Source organism: Pelagimonas sp. (assembly GCF_050633425.1).
In the GTDB taxonomy this organism is placed as follows: Bacteria; Pseudomonadota; Alphaproteobacteria; order Rhodobacterales; family Rhodobacteraceae; genus Pelagimonas.
The window spans coordinates 473091-491269 of sequence record NZ_JBOEGM010000008.1 but is presented as its reverse complement, the minus strand read 5'-3'; the positions used below and the strand labels follow the sequence as shown (position 1 = coordinate 491269).

Below are 18179 nucleotides of genomic sequence, written 5' to 3'. Positions count from 1 at the left end.
CTGTGGCCTTGGGTTCCGCCAAGTAAAGAATACCATGCCTCGTGCAGGATGTGAGCCAAACCCAGTATCAATACCCCAATCAATACCCTGATCAATTCCCCGGTCTCAATACGGGCTGAGGGCGAGCCGTAGCTCCTCTAGAACCGCAGGAAGGGTGCTGGGATGGGCCAATGCCTCTTGGGCATAGGTCAGCATGTCTTCCTTTTGGACACGAGAATACGGCGCATTCGCCAGCAGTTTTGGCAACAAGGTGATGTCAAAATTTTCCGGGCGGAGAAGGATGTCTGCGTGATAGCCGTCTTTTAGCGCGCCTGCGTCCGCGTCTAATTCACGCGTGACCTCGTTCAAATCCGCGCGCGCGTCTGCGATGTGTTTTCTGACGCGCTGCAATTCGTTTCGCGTCATCTGCGCCCCATTGCCAACAGTTTGGATCATCTGGGCCATATCCTTGTCAGACGTAACCGACGTGATCAGGTCAAAATCGCGTTCCATTGCGCTCAGCTGCTTTTCCGTGGCAGCAACACCAGATTGCAAAAGCTCTTGGAGAAACATGACGTTGGACTGTGCCGACTCAAGATTCCCGAGCACAAAGCGCGGTTTTTGATCACGCGCCTGCACATCCTGCGTCAAAACGGTGATGTCCGTCAGGAGTTTATCCAACTCCGCCGACAGGGCCTTTAGAAACGTGAAATCCAGTTGCGCCCCGGCAATGCGAAGCCCGCTCCATTCAAGGGCCACGGCCCGCGCATCTTCCAAACTGCGCGTCAAAGACTTGGCTTTGTTTGCCTCTGAGTTGGCGTAAAAATAGGGTTTTGTAATCTTGTCGTACTGCGTCTCGATGGCCGCCAAATGATCACGGGCTGTCTTCAAAAGCGCATCCATTTCTTCAGGATGGTATTTGAGAAAATGTGGCGTTTCATAATAGGACATGTCTTGTGCAAGAAATTTGACGTCCCTTAAGCGTGCCTCCGCATCAAAGGCTTGGTCAAACAACGCGCGTTCCAGCGGTCTGATGTCCGCTTCAACATCAAACCACACCATTTTGACCGCCATTTGGTCACTGGAAAACAGGCGCTCGGTGATGGATTGACTGATGTCTCCGGTGCGATCTTTGACGCTATCCAGCACAAGTTTCAGCCGTTCGGCCTGACTTTGGCGCTCGCGCATCGCGGCTCTGATCCTTCGCAACTCTTGCTTTTGCTCTTGCACCAGACGTTGTTCATCTTCGATTTGGCACATTTGCTTGGCCAGTTCTTTAGCAACATTGGCCATGGGATGGAGCGCGCAGCTTGCGGCAAAGCCTTTTAGGTCGGCACATTTTGTTTTGGACAGTTCGTTCCATTGCGCCGCACAAACCGTGTCGATGACCGGGGCGGCCGCTGTTTGCTCGGCTTTGGGGAGAGCGGCGCGTAATACTTTGCTGTGTTCAAGGATCTGCCGCATCGGAATGGCATAGTTGAACCCGGTCCGCCGATCGCCCGCGTGATGCAGGCCAATGACGGCGCGCGCATGGATATCAAAGACCGGCGAGCCGGAATTGCCGCGCAGGGTGTCACATGTGTGGACAAGCTTTCCTTCGGAAGACACCGCAGGATCAGAGGCCGCACAGCCTTCGCGGCTGATATGCTGGGCCAACCCATGCGGATGGCCAATGATCCAGAGGAAGCTGCCGTCTTCGGGGGCATCATCTGACAAGGTGACCGTGCCAAACCTCTGCGACGGGTTCCCGAAAACTTCGAGCACTGCGTAGTCGAGCGCCTTATCACTTTCGATCGGTTCAATCAAAACCTGAAACTTTTCAGCACCTTCGCCCAACCCCTGATCGGTAAATCCCATGACAAGCTGTGCAGCTTTGACGCGCGCCGGCCCCTCTTGTGGAAGGCAATGATGATTGGTGACGATATGCTTGGCATCAACAAGAAAAGCCGTGCAAAACCCGAGACGGTCCTGGACAGAGAGCAAGTCAAGCCGACCGATGGGACGCCCCAAAACCCGCGCGGTACTGTTTTCAGAATAGGTTGCGACCGGTTCGTTCTGATACGATCCAAAGGCCTGTTCAAACACCAAATTCCCGGTGGATTGGCGCGGGGCTATGACAATCTTGCCGAAATCCGCCGGGTCGTATTCTTGCAGATATTCTGGCCCAACTTCCGGCCCAACTTCCGGCCCAGCTTCTGGCCCAACTTCCGGCCCGACTTCGGAGTTGGACACTGGGGCTTGTGCACAAACGGGCGACGACAGAGCCATAAAAAAAGCCAAAACAGAGAAAAAGCGCATCGGACCCTCCTCAGGTTCAATGCGCTTAGTCTAACAAAGCCGTTGAATTTTACCAAACTGGCGAAAAGATCAGTTGATCAACGTGGGTTTGGTCATCGGAGTGGATTGCTTTGGCATCACACCAAGACGATTGGCCACTTCGGTATAGGCGTCGGTCAAGCTTCCCAAATCGCGACGGAACACATCTTTGTCGAGCTTTTGACCCGTTTCGATATCCCACAAACGGCAGCTATCCGGGCTGATTTCATCGGCGACAACAAGGCGCTGGAAATCACCATCAAAGACGCGACCAATTTCGATTTTGAAATCAATCAGGCGAATGCCGACACCATACATCAGACCAGAGAGGAAATCATTGACCCGCAATGCCAAGGCAATGATGTCATCCATATCCTGCTGGCTGGCCCATCCAAAGGCGGCGATGTGCTCTTCGGTGACAAGCGGATCACCCAGCTTGTCGTCCTTATAACAATATTCAACAATCGGGCGCGGCATCGCGGTGCCTTCTTCGATCCCCAAACGCTTGGTCATTGATCCAGCAGCATAGTTGCGCACAATCACTTCCAGAGGAATGATCTCACAGCTGCGGACCAATTGTTCGCGCATGTTCAAACGCTTGATGAAATGCGTCGGAACGCCAACCGCGCCAAGACCTACCATAAAATGTTCGCTCAGCAGGTTGTTCAGAACCCCCTTGCCTTCGATCACATCTTTTTTCTCTGCGTTAAAGGCGGTGGCGTCATCCTTAAAATACTGAACGATTGTTCCCGGCTCGGGGCCTTCGTACAGAGTTTTCGCTTTGCCTTCGTAGATCTTTTTGCGCCGTGCCATCGGGGCCCTTTCCAAAAAACACAGAACGCGCGCAGGATCGCGCGCGTGGATTGGTTGAGGTGGTCATACTGCAAGGCTTGACTTGTCGCAAGGCGGCAGCCTGCATAGCTGTGTAGATACTAATATTACAGCGCAAAAAGTCGCGCACCCGATTTTCCCCTATACAATTCCTAGGGGCTTTTCTATCTGTCAGACAAAGACAATGAGGAGGATGATCCCATGACCACCTTTGACGATCGCGAAAGCGCATTCGAAAACAAATTCGCCCATGACGAAGAAATGAACTTCAAAGCACAGGCACGCTGTAACAAGCTGTTGGGGCTTTGGGCGGCTGAAAAGCTTGGCAAAACCGGTGATGAGGCCGAAGCCTATGCGATCGAAGTTGTTAAATCTGACTTCGAAGAAGCCGGCCACGAAGACGTGGTGCGCAAAGTTGTTGGCGATCTGGGCAATGTGACCGCAGACGAAATCCGCGCCACGGCCGCTGCGTTTTTGATCGAAGCCAAAGGCCAGATCGTAAACGAAGCCTAAGAGTCGGCTGAGTGACAAAGAACGCAAGGGCACCTGTTTGGGTGCCCTTTTTCTATGTAAAATAGGGCCTTAAAGGGCGCACGCGCCGAAACCGGGTCTGGCCACGCCGGGACCGTTTTGAAGACAATTCCATATATTCAAAGTGTAGCATTAACTTGCAGGCAGCAAACTCTCCTTAAACTCTTAACAGCAAAGAGTGGGGATTGTGGTGGTCAAAGCTGTTTTTTATCAACCGATTGAGGCGATGCGCCGGGTTGTTCCGATGCTTATCGGGGCTGGATTTCTCTGGCTTCTTTGGACCAAGGCGCAGATGCTTGATTGGCAGTCCGTTCAGGCCTCGTTTGATGCCATTCCCCGGTGGCGCTGGCTTACGGCGGCCTGCGCCACTGCGGTCAGCTTTTGGGCCATCGCTCAATATGACGTGATTGCGCATCGCCATTTTCAAACAGGCATCCCCGCTCGCGCGGCACGGGCCGCTGGCGGATGCGCTATCGCGGTCAGTCAAACCACTGGATTCGGGCCGATTATCGGCGGGGCAATCCGATGGCGGATGATGCCTGAAATCGGCCATAAAACCATTGCGAAAATCACCGGATTCGTCACCTTGGGGTTCTTCGCCACCTGGGCGCTTCTCACGATCAGCATCGGGTTGCCAATCTTAACCGGCGTGCCGGTGTTGGCCTTCTTTTTGTGTCCTGCCCTGGCATTGTTGGCGGTCGCGTTCCTTATGCGATACCCAAACCACCGGCTGTTTGGGATGCGTTTCACCCTCCCCAGCCTTCGGGCAATGTTGCATATGTCTGGGCTTGCAGCTTGCGATTTATTATTTGCGGGCTTTGCACTCTATATCTTGCTGCCATCCGAGCTTGCCCCTTCCTTCCTGATGCTGGTGGCGGCATTTTCGGTCGCTCTGGGCGCGGGCATGATCGGCGGGACCCCCGGCGGTGTGGGCCCTTTTGAACTTGCGCTTGTGACTTTGGTCCCGACATCTGATGTTGCCGCTGTGACCGCCGCATTGATTGCGTTTCGTTTGGTGTATTACGTTGGCCCCTGCCTGATCGGGTTTACCTATGCGGGCCTTGCGCCGCCAATCGTGCCTCATCCGACTGAGAGATTACCTGCCTGTCATTCGGGTCCGCGGGCGGAACATGTGATCACCAAACAAGCGGTATGCCAAAGCTTAACGGCCGGACGTAGCCACGCGACAGTGCTTGAAACACCTCAATCCCTGTCCCTGTTTCTGGGGCCCATTTGCGGATGCCTGTCCCAGCTTTTGCCGGAGTTGACCAAAGAAGCCGCGCAGCAAAACCGTTTCGCGACATTGTACAAAATTACCGGACGCGACGCTGTTCTTGCCAAACATGCCGGGTGGAAGGTTGCCGCCCTCGCACAAGAAGCCGTGATCGACCCACAGACCTACTCAACCGACGGGCCAAATCGCCGCCAATTGCGCCGATTCTTGCGAAAAGCCGATAAAGCCGGTTTGAAATTCGCCCGAATTGAGACCCCTGATTGGGCCCGAATGGCCGATATACACCATGAATGGGAAGCAAACCACGGCGCCGAACGCGGGCTGACCATGGGGCGATTTTGCCCCCTGTTTTTGCAGGACAAGGCGGTTTTCGGGGCCTTTGACAATGGCACTTTGGTGGCCTTTGCATCCACAGTCGCAGCACCCGATGTTCAAAGCCTCGACATCATGCGTCACATCACTGACCTCCCAACCGGAACCATGCATGGTCTCATTCATTTTATGATTGGAGAGGCCCAAAAAGACGGGATACGAGAATTCAATCTCGCGGCGGTTCCCCACCCGCACCTCGCCAAACGCCTGAAAGTGTCGTCGGGCCTGAGCCGTTTCAAGGCCAGTTTTTCCCCCTCATGGCGGAGCTTGTATATCGCTGCACCCAATAGGATATCCTTGCTGCTCGGGGCAATTGATCTGTGGGTCCATATCAAAAATCCGCCGTCGATTCCCTATTCTCAACAGGATGCCTGGTACCTTGATGCCATGCTGACCGGCGAAACCCCGGCAGACTATTTGGCGAAATCTGAAGAACAAGATTTGAAAATCCGCGCATAACACCTTGCCTTCATGCGCCCGCTCTGCACAGTGATCCGGCGCAAGATGGCTAAGGATCAGGCATAGTGAACAATATTTTGAAAGCCTGTTTCTGGATGATCGGCGCCATTGTGTCCTTTACCGGCATGGCCATTGCCGGACGCGCCATAAGCCTTGATCTCGATACATTTGAAATCATGCTCTACCGCTCGCTTATCGGCGTGGTCCTTGTTCTCACAATTTCTCATGTTGCTGGCACGCGCCGCGATATTGCACCAACCCGGCTTGGCCTGCATTGGCTGCGTAACATCTCACATTTCACCGGGCAAAACCTTTGGTTTTATGCCATCACGGTCATTCCGCTAGCTCAGGTGTTTGCGCTCGAATTTACATCCCCCATCTGGGTCTTGCTTCTAAGCCCCCTGGTTTTGAATGAACGCCTCACGCTCAACCGAATTTTCGCGGCTGTGCTTGGGTTTATCGGCATTTTGATCGTCACCCGCCCCAGCGCCGAAAGCCTGAGTTTTGGTCAAATCGCAGCGGCAACGGCTGCGATCGGATTTGCCGGATCCGCTGTTTTTACCCGGCTTTTGACCCGAACCGAAAAAATCACCAACATCATGTTTTGGCTGACGGCTATGCAAGCGGTGATGGGTTTGATTTGCGCCGGCTATGATGGTGATATCGCCCTGCCATCTCTGAGCAGTTGGCCCTGGGTTGTGTTGATATCTCTGGCCGGTCTCGTGGCGCATTTTTGTTTGACCACAGCCCTTGGGTTGGCCCCCGCAACGGTCGTCATTCCAATCGATTTCACCCGCCTGCCCGTTGTCGCTTTGGTGGGGATGTTGGTCTATCAAGAACAGCTTGATCGCCTCGTGTTCTTGGGCGCAGCGGTGATCTTTGCGGCCAACTATACCAACATCTGGTTAGAGGCGCGCCGAACAACTGTTACAAAAACGTGACGCAGCGTCCAATCACGTCACCTTGACGCTCGGTCAAAATTGACCGGAGTTAAAGCCTACACTTACCATAATGCATGGAGACAACCCGAAAACGGGACGAGGGATAAAATGAAAAAGACACTCATGACCGCGAGCGCGGTCGCAATGACGGCGTCCATCGCAAGCGCCGGTGGAATTGAACGCGCGACCAATGACTACAGCTTGCTGTTCAAAGAGGGCGATGTCGCGAGCGTGTCAGTCAGCTTGGTCAACCCAACCGTAACCGGCAAGTTTGACACTGGCGCAGGCTCTCAGGATTCCGGCAATGTCGCCAATGATTACACATCGCTCGCCGCCGTGTACAAACGCGATTTCGGCGAAAAAATGTCGTTCGGTTTGTTTTTGAACACCCCTTATGGCGCGGACGCGGCCTACTCTGACGAATATTACACCGGCTTGGCCGCCGAATGGGACAGTCAGCAAATCGCCGCAGTTTTGCGCTATGGCATCACTGATCGCGTTTCGGTTTATGGGGGCGCGCGCTACGTAACCTCCTCTGCTGACATCACAATTCCTGGTCTTGCTTTTGTTGATGGTGCCCGAGATGGACAGGCCCGAGAAACTGCTGATGCGGCCCAACTCGCGGCACTTGGTGGTGCCGATCCATCGAGCCCCTACCATGCCGAATATGTAAAAAAAGCAACCAATGCAGCCACATTGGGGCTCGTTTTGGCGTCTTATGACAGTGGTTCGGATATTCTCGATTACACCGCTGAAGGCAAAAAAACCGGTGACTGGGGTTTCATTCTTGGTGCCGCCTATGAGATTCCCGACATTGCGCTGCGCGTGGGTGTCACTTGGGAATCTTCCATCACGCATACGTTTGACACACACGAAGTCTTGCGGGGCTTGGGTATCGATACAAACTCTAAGACCGAAGTTGAAATGCCTCAGTCCGTCACCCTGGATTTCCAATCCGGCGTAGCAAAAGACACTTTGGTGTTTGGTAGCGTCAAATGGACAGAATGGTCAAAATGGGAAGTGCGCCCTGATAGCTTTGACGCCCTCACCGGCCAAGAAATCACTGGCTATGAAAACGACACAACCACATGGCGTATTGGTGTTGGCCGCAAGTTTAACGAAAACGCCTCGGGCTTTGCACAAGTGCGCTATGAAAAAGCCCATGGTGGCGAAGCGTCCCGTCTTGCCCCAACTGATGGCATGATTGCCTTTGGTATTGGCGGCCAGTTCACAAAAGACAACGTGAGCCTGCGCGGTGGCATGGAATATGTCAAACTTGGCGATGCGGAAGTTTCGGACGGCGCAAAATTCGAAGGCAACTCAGCCATCGGTTTTGGTCTTGCATTGACCGTTTCTTTCTAAATCCATCAACAAATTTTTTGGAAACGCCCGGCCATGTGCTGGGCGTTTTTCTTTGCGAAAAGCGCAAGTTTCGGGTCGCCTGATCGACTGGAAATTCGATATCGGTTTGGCTATGACGCAAACACAACTCACCCCCTACACATGGGGCGCATTACTCTTACTGGCGGCTATTTGGGGCGGCAGTTTTCTGGCCATCCGAACCGCGCTGGATGAAATTGGCCCCCTGACCTCAGTTTTCTATCGCACCAGCATCGCCGCCGTGTTTTTGTGGCTTGTCATGCTGGCTAGACACGATGTTCCAAAGATTTCGTCAACGCTTTGGATCGGCTTTGGGGGCATGGGCTTGCTCAACAACGTCATACCATTTTGCTTAATGGCGTGGGGGCAATTGTACATTGAGACTGGTCTGACCTCCATTCTGAATGCATCAACCGCCATTTTTGGGGTGCTGGTTGCAGCGTTGGTCTTTGCTGACGAAAAGCTAACTCTCCGCAAGACTCTGGGGGTGGGCGTTGGTTTTATCGGTGTCGTGGTTGCCATTGGGCCGTCAAATCTCTTAACGTTTGACATCACCTCAACCGCGCAATTTGCTGTTATTGCAGGAACATTCAGCTACGCCCTTGCCGGAGCCTGGGGACGGTTGCGTCTAGGTGGCCTCTCAGCCTTGCATGCCAGCGCGGGCATGTTGACCGCCTCTAGCATCATGATGACCCCGCTCATGTTGATATTCGAAGGCGTCCCATCTGTTGACTTGGCGGTGTCCACTTGGATGGGCGTGTTGTATTTTGCGTTGATTGCCACGGCTGCAGCTTATCTTCTGTATTACAAAGTCTTAGCGCTCGCTGGTGCGGGAAATTTGTTGTTGGTGACACTTCTTATTCCGCCAGTGGCCATCGTTTTAGGCGCACTTGTTCGCGGGGAAAACCTCATGCCGTCAGCCTATTTAGGTTTTGCCCTGCTCGCGCTTGGCTTGGCCATCTTGGACCCTCGTTTGACCCGTCGCAAACGCATGGTTTGACCTTACTGCCTTTGGCGCGTAGGTCAGAAGGCAGACAGGTCGCAAGGGGTTGAGAATGCGATATAACACAGAACAAGAATGGTCGAATGCCGCGCAAAAACGCGTGGTCATTTTTGCAATGTCCGGTCTTGGGAAAACCACGGTTTCAAACATGCTGCGCGACAGTGGGGATTGGTTCCACTATTCGATCGATTATCGCATCGGCACCCGTTATATGGGCGAATACATCGCCGATAATGCCAAACGCGAAGCGATGAAAAACCCGTTTTTGCGCGACCTGTTGATGTCAGACTCCATCTATATCGGATCAAATATCAGCTTTAATAACCTGACCCCTGTTTCGGCCTATTTGGGAAAACCCGGAAGCCCGGATCGTGGCGGTCTGGAAATCGAAGAATATCGCCGCCGTCAGGCCCAGTTTGAACGCGCGGAACGCCAAGCGCTCCTCGATACGGAATACTTCATCTCACGCGCCGAGGCGCTCTATGGCTACCCACATTTTGTCTGCGACACCGGTGGTTCAATCTGTGAGTGGGTAAATCCAGAAGATCCCAAAGATCCGATCCTGACTGCTTTGTCTGAGCAGTCCCTGATGGTGTGGATCAAGGGAAGCGACGAGCATACCGATGAGTTGATCAAACGTTTTGACAAAGATCCCAAGCCAATGGCTTATCAGCCTGCGTTTTTGCAGTCTGCATGGGCGGAATATCTTGCGCAAAACGCCCTAAATGAGGCGGATGTTGACCCGGATGCGTTTATCAGGTGGACCTATGCCAAAGCTTTGGCACATCGCGCCCCCTTGTATTCATCAATGGCGAAAAACTGGGGCATAACAGTCGATGCCTCAGACATAGCGACACTTCGCGATGCCAAGGATTTTACCTCAGTCATTGGTGCCGCCATAGCAAAAACGGACTAGCACCTTGTTCACCACCCTACCCTCGCTTATCTAAAGCTCTCGTTTTCATAGGAAGAAACCATGCCCATTAAACTGCCCTCTGACTTGCCCGCCTTTGACGTTCTCACGAACGAAGGCGTGATGGTCATGTCCGAGGACGCAGCCTCGCGGCAGGATATTCGCCCTTTGCGTATCGGTCTGTTGAACCTGATGCCCAAGAAAATTCAGACCGAGAACCAATTCGCGCGTTTGATCGGGGCTACCCCCTTGCAGATCGAGCTATCGCTGATCCGGATGAGCGAACACCAAACACGCAACACTGCCGCTGAGCATATGGAAGCGTTTTACCGCCCGTTTTCCGAAGTACTGGCAACAGGTGAAAAGTTCGACGGGCTGATCATCACCGGTGCGCCGATTGAACATATGCCTTTCGAAGAAGTAACTTACTGGGAAGAGTTAAAGCAGGTCTTTAACTGGACACAGACCCATGTCCTGTCGACGTTTGGCGTGTGTTGGGGCGGAATGGCGATGCTTAACCATTTCCATGGTGTCGCTAAACATGACCTTGATGCCAAGGCCTTTGGGTGCATTCGCCATCGCAACAACTCGCCAGCGTCTCCTTACCTGCGCGGATTTTCGGATGATATGGTTATTCCCGTATCGCGCTGGACCGAATTGCGGCGTGATGAAATCGCCCAAGCGGGGCTTCCGATCCTAATCGATTCCGAAGAGACCGGCCCCTGTCTGGTAGAGGATCCTGAGCATCGGGCGCTCTATATTTTCAACCATCTGGAATACGACAGCGGTACGTTAAAAGAGGAATATGATCGCGACATTGCTGCGGACAAGCCGATAAATGTACCTGCCAATTATTATCCTGAGGACGATCCAAGCCGAGACCCTCAGAACAGGTGGCGCAGTCATGCACATCTTTTATATGGCAACTGGATCAACGAAATTTATCAGACCACACCGTACCAAATGTCAGATATCGGGAAGAAAACGAAAGATCGCCGATCATCCGGGGCGTGAGCTGCACGATTTGCGTTAATCCGCTTAACATCACATAGTGAACGGCAGATATAACAAGGAGCAGTTATGACCCTCCCATTCGATGGAGCCATCTCAGCCTTTTCAAAGGATGCAGCGCCGTCAGCTGTTCAGGCAGCGATTTCGGCTGCTGATAAAGACGACATCTTGGACGCGACCTACCCGTATGAAAACCAGATGAAGCGCAAAGAATATGAGCGCGAAATGGATGCGTTGCAGATTGAATTGGTCAAGTTGCAGGCATGGGCCAAGGCAAGTGGCGCCCGCATCGCCGTGGTTTTTGAAGGGCGCGACGCTGCCGGCAAGGGCGGCACGATCAGTCGATTTCGAATGAATCTAAATCCGCGCGGAGCCCGTGTGGTCGCCCTTTCAAAACCAACCGAGACCGAAAGCACTCAGTGGTATTTCCAGCGGTACGTCGACCACCTGCCATCAGGTGGTGAAATCGTCTTCTTCGACCGCAGCTGGTACAATCGCGGAGTTGTTGAGCATGTTTTTGGTTTTTGCAAGCCAAAGCAACGCGAGCATTTCTTCGCGCAAGTGAATGACTTTGAAAACATGCTGGTTGATGAAGGTATTCTTGTCTTTAAGTTCTGGCTCAACGTCGGCCGGGCTGAGCAATTGCGTAGATTTCTAAAACGGGAGAGCGATCCGCTCAAACAGTGGAAACTCAGTTGGATTGATGTCGAAGGTCTGAAGAAATGGGATGCATATTCAGACGCCATCAAAGAAACGCTTGAGCGCAGCCATTCAGAAACCGCCCCCTGGACGGTGATCCGCTCAGACGACAAAAAACGCGCGCGCCTTGAGGCTATTCGCCACGTTCTGAACCAAATCGACTATGCCCGCAAAGATCAAAAATCAGTTGGAAAGCGTGATCCCAAAATCTGTGGCGGACCGGATATTTGGGGTGCATGACGATGATGTGGAACATTAAGATCAATGTCTAAGCGCGGATATCATCACGGAAATCTCAGACAGGCGCTTGTTGAATCCGCTTTGACCCTGATCGAAACCAAGGGGCCAACAGGCTTCACCCTATCCGAAGCGGCCAAACAGGCCGGCGTCACACCGGCGGCCGTATACCGCCATTTCGCAGGCCGTGAAGATTTGATCGCTGAGGCGGCGCGTCAGGGCTATGAGATCTTCGCCGATGTAATGAAATTCGCCTATGACAGCGGCCAACCTTCGGCTTTGGCCGCGTTTGAAGCAACCGGACGCGCTTATTTAGCCTTTGCCCGCCGATATCCCGGTCACTATATTGCGATGTTTGAAAGCGGCATCAGCGTTCAGCATTCGCCAGAATTGGCTGCGGTGTCTGCCAAGGCTCGTGGCGTTTTGGAACGGGCCGCCACCGAACTGTCAGAGCATATTCCACCCGAAAAACGCCCGCCCCCGGCGATGTTCTCTGCTCATATATGGGCGATGAGCCACGGCGTTGTCGAGCTTTTCGCCAGAAATTCCCCCGGCACCCAGGCCCCGTTTCCCCCCGAAGATCTGCTTGAGACAGGCATCGGCGTCTATCTGCGTGGGCTTGGACTGATCGAGCCAGATAGTTAATCCCGATACTCATCCTTGGCCAACAAAGCGACCAGGCTCATCGCGATTTGCTGATTACTCACGTGCTGGCGGATCTCTTCCATACGATCAAGCGCGCGCGCCCAAACCGGGCCGCCAAAGCTTTGCCTTGCTAAATCAATGGTTTTGACGATTGCCTCCGGCGTCGGCTCGTCCACGTAGAATGGATAATCCTCGCCTAGGAAACTATGCGCCTCAACATCGCACCGCCAAGCGAGAACCGGCGCGCCAACATGGGCAGCAAGAAACCCTTTGGTAAAGGGTTTGCGGACATTGCCCTTATATTTTGCATTCGGGTTGCGTACGCAGATGTGGAAATTCGTATCCTCGATGACTTTTTCAACATCAGAAATCTCGGTCGCGCGCTCAAACGGGACATAGCGAATAAGCCCGTCCAACTCGGCCCCGTGAACGGTATTGGCCAGATCGCCGATATAGGCTGGTGAAAGGCGTTTCGCTGGCTTGACCCGGGCGTGCTCGAGGCGCGTGTCGGTGTTATGATGCAGAAGCCCTACGTTTTCGCCGACACCCACATTCTTTTCTGAGATGATCCGCTCTAGCTCTTCTTTCGCCTCAAAGGAGCAGGCCAGATGAATGTCCGGCGCAAGGTCGCGGGCATTGTCCAAATCCCCGTCCACATAATCCATGATCGTCTGACAGCCGCGCCTTTTGCACAGCGCCAAGATGGACGGTTTCAACACTTTCAAACAGGATTTAGAAAACAGCAGGACCGAGCCCTTAGGCCGCGTCATGGCCCAAATCAACTGACGAATCCGCCATTTAGACGGGAATGTGACCAGCTTGACCGACACAGCCCCTTTGGTGTGTTGCTCGATAATCTTGGCCAGTTGAAATACCCGCAGCTCGACACTGCCGTAATTCTTTTGCCTAGAGAGATAGACCAGTTCCAAATTGATAGAGTGATCGGACATCTGGGACGGCTTCCTCGCGCGAGAATGACTGGGGCGGCTCAGCTGACTTAACCCCTTTGGCCTCAAAAGAAAACCACAGACCGACCTCGCCAAAACGAAAGGCCACATAAGAAAAGGGCCCGTGAATCACGGGCCCTTTCGCAATTTCTGGCCAAGGGCCAAAATTAACGCTTGGAGAACTGGAACGAACGACGCGCTTTGCGCTTACCGTACTTCTTACGCTCAACAACACGGCTGTCGCGGGTCAGGAAGCCTGCCGCTTTCAGCGCGCCGCGCAAGGAGGGTTCGTACAGTTGCAGGGCTTTGGAAATGCCGTGCTTAACCGCGCCGGCCTGACCTGAGAGGCCACCACCTTTGACGGTTGCATAAACGTCGAATTCGCCTTCGCGACCGGCAACAGTGAACGGCTGGCGCAGGATCATCTGCAGAACCGGACGGGCAAAATACTTGTCCATGTCGCGGCCGTTTACGGTGACTTTACCGGAACCTGGCTTGATCCAAACACGGGCAACCGCGTCTTTACGTTTACCAGTGGCATAAGAGCGGCCCAGTTCGTCACGAACAGGCTCACGAGGAGCAACAACTTCGGCTTCTGCGGTTTCGACACCTGCAACACCGGCCAGCTCTTCCAAGGAATTGATCTGATCTGACATGGTTTATACCCGCGTGTTTTTCTTGTTCATCGACTTGACGTCAAGCACTTCGGGGCTCTGGGCCTCGTGGGGGTGCTCGGTGCCGGCATAGACGCGCAGGTTGGTCATGATCTGACGCGAAAGGCGGTTGCCTGGCAGCATACGCTTGACCGCCTGAGTGACAACGCGCTCAGGGTGCTTGCCTTCGAGGATCTCGGCTTTGGTGCGCGATTTGATCCCGCCCGGGTGGCCGGTGTGCCAGTAGAAGTTTTCTTCGCGCTTTTTACCAGTCATCTGGATTTTTTCAGCATTGATAACGATGACATTGTCACCACAATCCATGTGAGGCGTGAAGGATGGCTTGTGCTTACCGCGCAAGCGCATAGCAATAATCGAGGCAAGACGGCCCAGCACCACGCCTTCGGCGTCGATGATGATCCACTTCTTCTCGATATCTGCTGGTGTAGCAGAGAAGGTTTTCATGGGTCTGTTTCCAGTCTGATTAGTAAAGGCCGCGCCACATATGGCCCGGCCCGAAATCCGATGGACGGGTTATAAACGCCTCACCAGCACAGTCAATCACAAGTTTTCCGTATTTTTAGTTCCATTTCAATAGCTTACAAATATGGTATCTATATACCCCACATATTTCTCTTATGTTTTGACTTAAACCATGATCGCTTCTGGCGGATGATCCAAAAGCTCCCGAAGCCGCGCAAGAGCGGATTCGTAGCTGGCCAGCGACACTTCGGCATTGATCGACAAACGCACCGCATGAGGGGCAAAGCCATTGCGCGGAACAAAATCCTCAGCGGTTCGAACCTGAGCGCCATGGGCTTCGGCCGCTTGGGCAAACGCCGAGGCGCGCCAGCCCTCGGGCAAACACAGCCAAATGTATGGCACCTCTGGATGCCAGCTTATTTTATAGCCGCCAAGCGCATTGACGGCTGCATGGATATAATTGCGCAGGGTTGCCCTGATTTCATCTGCCATAACTTGGGTTTCTGGACGGCTGAGAATGTCTTCGATCACAAAGGTCAGAGGCGTTGCGAGACCGAAAAACCCATGCTCTGCCGCTTGGCGCACCGCGGATCGATTCGGTTTTGGGGCAAAGACAAAGCCGACACGCAATGCGGGTGTCAGCGACTTTGAGATCGATGTGACGTACCATCCGGTTTCCGGCACAAGCGCGCGATAGCTTGGCGCACTGGGTTGCCTGAGCTGATAGGATTCATCTTGAATGATATGCAGCCCTGTCGCTTTGGCGACCTCGGCAATTTCTCGACGGCGGGAGGCTGGTGTGACCAAATTGGTCGGATTGTGCACCTCGGGACAGGTACAAAACACCTGCGCGTTGTGTTTTCGCGCCAATCGGTTCAGTTCGGCAGGAATAACGCCGTGATCATCCATCGGCACCGCCACCACCTCGGCGCGCATCAATTGTGCAGCTCGGCGGAACCCAGGATAGGACAGTTCTTCGACCAAAATGACCGGATTGGCCCCTTTGAGAACGGCCTGTAGGATTAACACGATCCCGTTTTGACTGCCGTGTGACAGAATCAAATCCTGTTCGTTCACCGGCCCCAATTCGACCCCCGACAACCACCGCAGCGAGGCTTTTTGCGCACCAAGCGACAAGCTGCGCCCCGGATAGGACAGCAACTCAGCTTCGGGCCGCTGGCTCATCCGGGCGAAACTGTCATGGATCAACCCCGCCTGCCCCAGATTGGGAAGTTTGGGGGCGAACATACTAACGGTTCCGGTTTCGATTGGATCAACGTGGCGTTGAAACTGGCGGTCACGATGCACATCACGCAAGGCGGCAACCCGGGTCGGTTTGGCAACGAAGGTGCCGCGCCCGACTTCGGCGTATAGGGCCCCCTCTTCGACCAGCAAAGTATAGGCCCGCGCCACGGTGCCCGGTGTGATTTGCAAACGCCACGCCAAATCGCGCACGGGCGGTAGCTTTTCGTCGATCGCCAAAGCCCCGTCTGAGATTGACTGTCGGATAGCATTTGCAACGGCCCGATACTTGGGGCCATCGCTTTGGGATTCATATGATCGCTGAATTGTATCCATTACAATGTTTCTATCGACCTTTTGTTCTTCAATATGTATCAGAACAATTATTGCAATGATCATCATTGTGTCAATACAATTCAAAGGATGAAACCATGACACAGACATCACTACGCCCCGCCCTCGCCTATCTTGAATCGACACGCAATGTGCCGACACTTGCTGGTTTCGCGGTCAAAGCGGCAGTGCTGTTGACGAAGTGGACCATCCGACAGCGCACACGAACGGCGCTACATCACCTGAACGATCACCAATTGCGCGATATCGGCGTGTCTCTGGATCAAGCCAAGACCGAAGCGCAACGCCATTTCTGGCAAGGGTAATTCCTCAGGGATAACAGCATTTAGGGCGGCACTTCATCTCCAGTTGGACCGCCCGTCGCGTCGTATCCCCGGCGCGTCACTTCCGGATGTGGTGTCCCCCACATCCGGATTTTTGGGTTTTGGTAAATGAAATCCCTTGATCGACTCAAAACTAGGCCCTAAGTGGGCCTCACTTTCGGAACCGATCCCAACCCGATTAGTCTTTTGGGGGGCGCTAAGGAACCGACTGGAACGAACTGCTGGTAACGAAGGGGAGCGCCATGAAAGACGCAGGCCTCTTCCAACTGGGGTACGGTCTGGCGACAGGCGCCCAAGAGGAAGACACACAGGGACCCGTCCCTGCAAACGATCACGCGTGCGATGTTCTTGATGAGAACAGGCATGACCATTTTATTCGCGAAGGCGACAGCATCTTTGCCGGCAACCATGTGATCATCGAAGTGGTCAATGGCCACGGTCTTGATGATGAAACGCGCATCCAAAACGCCTTTCGTAAGATCATTGAGGTTTGCGGGGCCACGCTCTTGCATATCCACACCCACAAGTTCAGCCCCCAAGGGGTGAGCGGAGTTGCGGTGCTCTCTGAAAGCCATATCTCGGTCCACACCTGGCCCGAAATCGGGTATGGCGCGTTTGATGTGTTTATGTGTGGCGATGCCAAGCCTTGGTTAGCGATTGATGTTCTCAAAGAGGCGTTCTGCACCCAGGATGTGCGGACCAAATCCCTACGCCGCGGCGAAGGCTTGATCACCGATGTGGTGGCAGCATGAGCACAGACGCCAAGAGCAACGGCACATGGGTGCGCGAACCCCTGCATGCGGATTACGGCCAAAGTCTACGCATTGACGAAATGCTCTATGACAGCGAGACCGATCATCAACGCCTGCGGGTTTTTCAGAACGGCACCTTTGGCCGCATTCTGACGTTAGATGATGTGGTGCAAACCACCGAGGGCGACAATTTTGTCTATCACGAAATGCTCACCCATGTGCCGATCCTGGCCCATGGTGCGGCCAAGCGTGTTTTGATTATCGGCGGTGGTGATGGCGGCATGGCGCGTGAAGTTCTGCGCCATAAGACCGTTGAACATGTCACCATGGTCGAAATTGATGCCGGTGTTGTGACCTTCTCCAAAGACTACCTGCCGATGTTATCACAGGGCGCGTTTGACGACCCGCGACTTAACCTGGTGATTGATGATGGCGCGGCGTTCATGAAACAGACCGACGCCAAATTTGATGTGATCATCGTCGACAGCACCGATCCCATTGGGCCCGGCGAAGTTTTGTTCACCGATAGCTTCTATGGTCATGCCAAACGCGCCCTGACTGACGGCGGTATTCTGGTTACGCAAAACGGCGTTCCCTTTATGCAAGGGGATGAGCTTACCAATACAATGCGCGCGTTTCAGGCCCTGTTTTCGGATGCGACCTGTTATTTGGCGACTGTGCCGACCTATGCAGGAGGCCCAATGGCCTTTGGTTGGGGCACAGACAGCGCCGCGCGCCAAGTGCCGTTGGAGACCTTGCAAGCACGGTTTTCGGAATCGGGCCTCGCGCCGGATTATTACACGCCACAGGTGCATCAAGGGGCCTTCGCCCTGCCCGGCTATGTCCTGAAACTGATCCCCTAAAACATCCCTCC

General features: G+C 53.8%; 18 protein-coding genes. 12 read left to right on the top strand and 6 right to left on the bottom strand.

Annotation, left to right across the window (positions count from 1 at the left end):
* Nucleotides 1-105 precede the first annotated feature (105 nt).
* The gene (locus ACRBB0_RS07955) at nucleotides 106-2277 is read right to left on the bottom strand and encodes a trypsin-like peptidase domain-containing protein (RefSeq protein ID WP_431373871.1); all 2172 of its coding nucleotides are present in this window, start codon (nucleotides 2275-2277) and stop codon (nucleotides 106-108) included.
* A gap of 69 nt (nucleotides 2278-2346) precedes the next feature.
* A complete protein-coding gene (purC, locus tag ACRBB0_RS07950; protein ID WP_431373870.1) occupies nucleotides 2347-3108 on the bottom strand; it encodes a phosphoribosylaminoimidazolesuccinocarboxamide synthase in 762 nt (253 codons plus the stop codon).
* Between the two features lie 219 nt (nucleotides 3109-3327).
* Between purC and ACRBB0_RS07945 the strand changes: the two genes are divergently transcribed.
* The 9 genes from ACRBB0_RS07945 to ACRBB0_RS07905 all read left to right on the top strand — a co-directional run bounded on the left by ACRBB0_RS07945 (nucleotide 3328) and on the right by ACRBB0_RS07905 (nucleotide 12551).
* On the top strand, nucleotides 3328-3639 hold the full coding sequence (locus ACRBB0_RS07945) for a DUF1476 domain-containing protein (protein WP_431373869.1): 312 nt from the start codon (nucleotides 3328-3330) through the stop codon (nucleotides 3637-3639).
* A gap of 208 nt (nucleotides 3640-3847) precedes the next feature.
* Nucleotides 3848-5722: a phosphatidylglycerol lysyltransferase domain-containing protein gene (locus tag ACRBB0_RS07940; RefSeq protein WP_431373868.1), complete on the top strand. Its 1875-nt coding sequence runs from the start codon at nucleotides 3848-3850 to the stop codon at nucleotides 5720-5722.
* Nucleotides 5723-5787: 65 nt separating this feature from the next.
* On the top strand, nucleotides 5788-6663 hold the full coding sequence (locus ACRBB0_RS07935; RefSeq protein WP_431373867.1) for a DMT family transporter: 876 nt from the start codon (nucleotides 5788-5790) through the stop codon (nucleotides 6661-6663).
* A gap of 108 nt (nucleotides 6664-6771) precedes the next feature.
* Complete coding sequence (locus ACRBB0_RS07930; RefSeq protein ID WP_431373866.1) at nucleotides 6772-8025, top strand: OmpP1/FadL family transporter; 1254 nt, start codon at nucleotides 6772-6774, stop codon at nucleotides 8023-8025.
* A 112-nt stretch (nucleotides 8026-8137) separates the two neighbouring features.
* A complete protein-coding gene (locus ACRBB0_RS07925) occupies nucleotides 8138-9043 on the top strand; it encodes a DMT family transporter (RefSeq protein WP_431373933.1) in 906 nt (301 codons plus the stop codon).
* A gap of 55 nt (nucleotides 9044-9098) precedes the next feature.
* Entirely contained in the window at nucleotides 9099-9962 is an 864-nt protein-coding gene (locus tag ACRBB0_RS07920) for an ATPase (protein WP_431373865.1), read from the top strand.
* Nucleotides 9963-10022: 60 nt separating this feature from the next.
* On the top strand, nucleotides 10023-10973 hold the full coding sequence (locus ACRBB0_RS07915) for a homoserine O-succinyltransferase (RefSeq protein WP_431373864.1): 951 nt from the start codon (nucleotides 10023-10025) through the stop codon (nucleotides 10971-10973).
* A 66-nt stretch (nucleotides 10974-11039) separates the two neighbouring features.
* Complete coding sequence (gene ppk2, locus ACRBB0_RS07910) at nucleotides 11040-11909, top strand: polyphosphate kinase 2 (RefSeq protein ID WP_431373863.1); 870 nt, start codon at nucleotides 11040-11042, stop codon at nucleotides 11907-11909.
* A 24-nt stretch (nucleotides 11910-11933) separates the two neighbouring features.
* Nucleotides 11934-12551 carry a TetR/AcrR family transcriptional regulator gene (locus ACRBB0_RS07905; protein WP_431373862.1) on the top strand — a complete coding sequence of 206 codons (618 nt, stop codon included), beginning with the start codon at nucleotides 11934-11936 and terminating at the stop codon, nucleotides 12549-12551.
* Here ACRBB0_RS07905 and ACRBB0_RS07900 read toward each other — a convergent pair.
* The 4 genes from ACRBB0_RS07900 to ACRBB0_RS07885 all read right to left on the bottom strand — a co-directional run bounded on the left by ACRBB0_RS07900 (nucleotide 12548) and on the right by ACRBB0_RS07885 (nucleotide 16212).
* Entirely contained in the window at nucleotides 12548-13501 is a 954-nt protein-coding gene (locus ACRBB0_RS07900) for a hypothetical protein (RefSeq protein WP_431373861.1), read from the bottom strand. The genes ACRBB0_RS07905 and ACRBB0_RS07900 overlap by 4 nt on opposite strands.
* Before the next feature lie 164 nt (nucleotides 13502-13665).
* Entirely contained in the window at nucleotides 13666-14154 is a 489-nt protein-coding gene (gene rpsI, locus ACRBB0_RS07895) for a 30S ribosomal protein S9 (RefSeq protein ID WP_431373860.1), read from the bottom strand.
* Between the two features lie 3 nt (nucleotides 14155-14157).
* Nucleotides 14158-14616 carry a 50S ribosomal protein L13 gene (rplM, locus tag ACRBB0_RS07890; protein ID WP_431373859.1) on the bottom strand — a complete coding sequence of 153 codons (459 nt, stop codon included), beginning with the start codon at nucleotides 14614-14616 and terminating at the stop codon, nucleotides 14158-14160.
* Nucleotides 14617-14799: 183 nt separating this feature from the next.
* Nucleotides 14800-16212 (bottom strand): PLP-dependent aminotransferase family protein, encoded by a 1413-nt coding sequence (locus ACRBB0_RS07885; protein WP_431373858.1) that lies wholly within the window; start codon nucleotides 16210-16212, stop codon nucleotides 14800-14802.
* Between the two features lie 95 nt (nucleotides 16213-16307).
* Here ACRBB0_RS07885 and ACRBB0_RS07880 point away from each other — a divergent pair, with 95 nt between their 5' ends.
* From ACRBB0_RS07880 to speE, 3 genes are all read left to right on the top strand, one after another.
* On the top strand, nucleotides 16308-16535 hold the full coding sequence (locus ACRBB0_RS07880) for a DUF1127 domain-containing protein (protein ID WP_431373857.1): 228 nt from the start codon (nucleotides 16308-16310) through the stop codon (nucleotides 16533-16535).
* A gap of 260 nt (nucleotides 16536-16795) precedes the next feature.
* Complete coding sequence (gene speD, locus ACRBB0_RS07875) at nucleotides 16796-17305, top strand: adenosylmethionine decarboxylase (RefSeq protein WP_431373856.1); 510 nt, start codon at nucleotides 16796-16798, stop codon at nucleotides 17303-17305.
* The gene (gene speE / locus ACRBB0_RS07870; RefSeq protein WP_431373855.1) at nucleotides 17302-18168 is read left to right on the top strand and encodes a polyamine aminopropyltransferase; all 867 of its coding nucleotides are present in this window, start codon (nucleotides 17302-17304) and stop codon (nucleotides 18166-18168) included. The genes speD and speE overlap by 4 nt, the downstream gene beginning before the upstream one ends.
* Nucleotides 18169-18179: the final 11 nt, after the last annotated feature.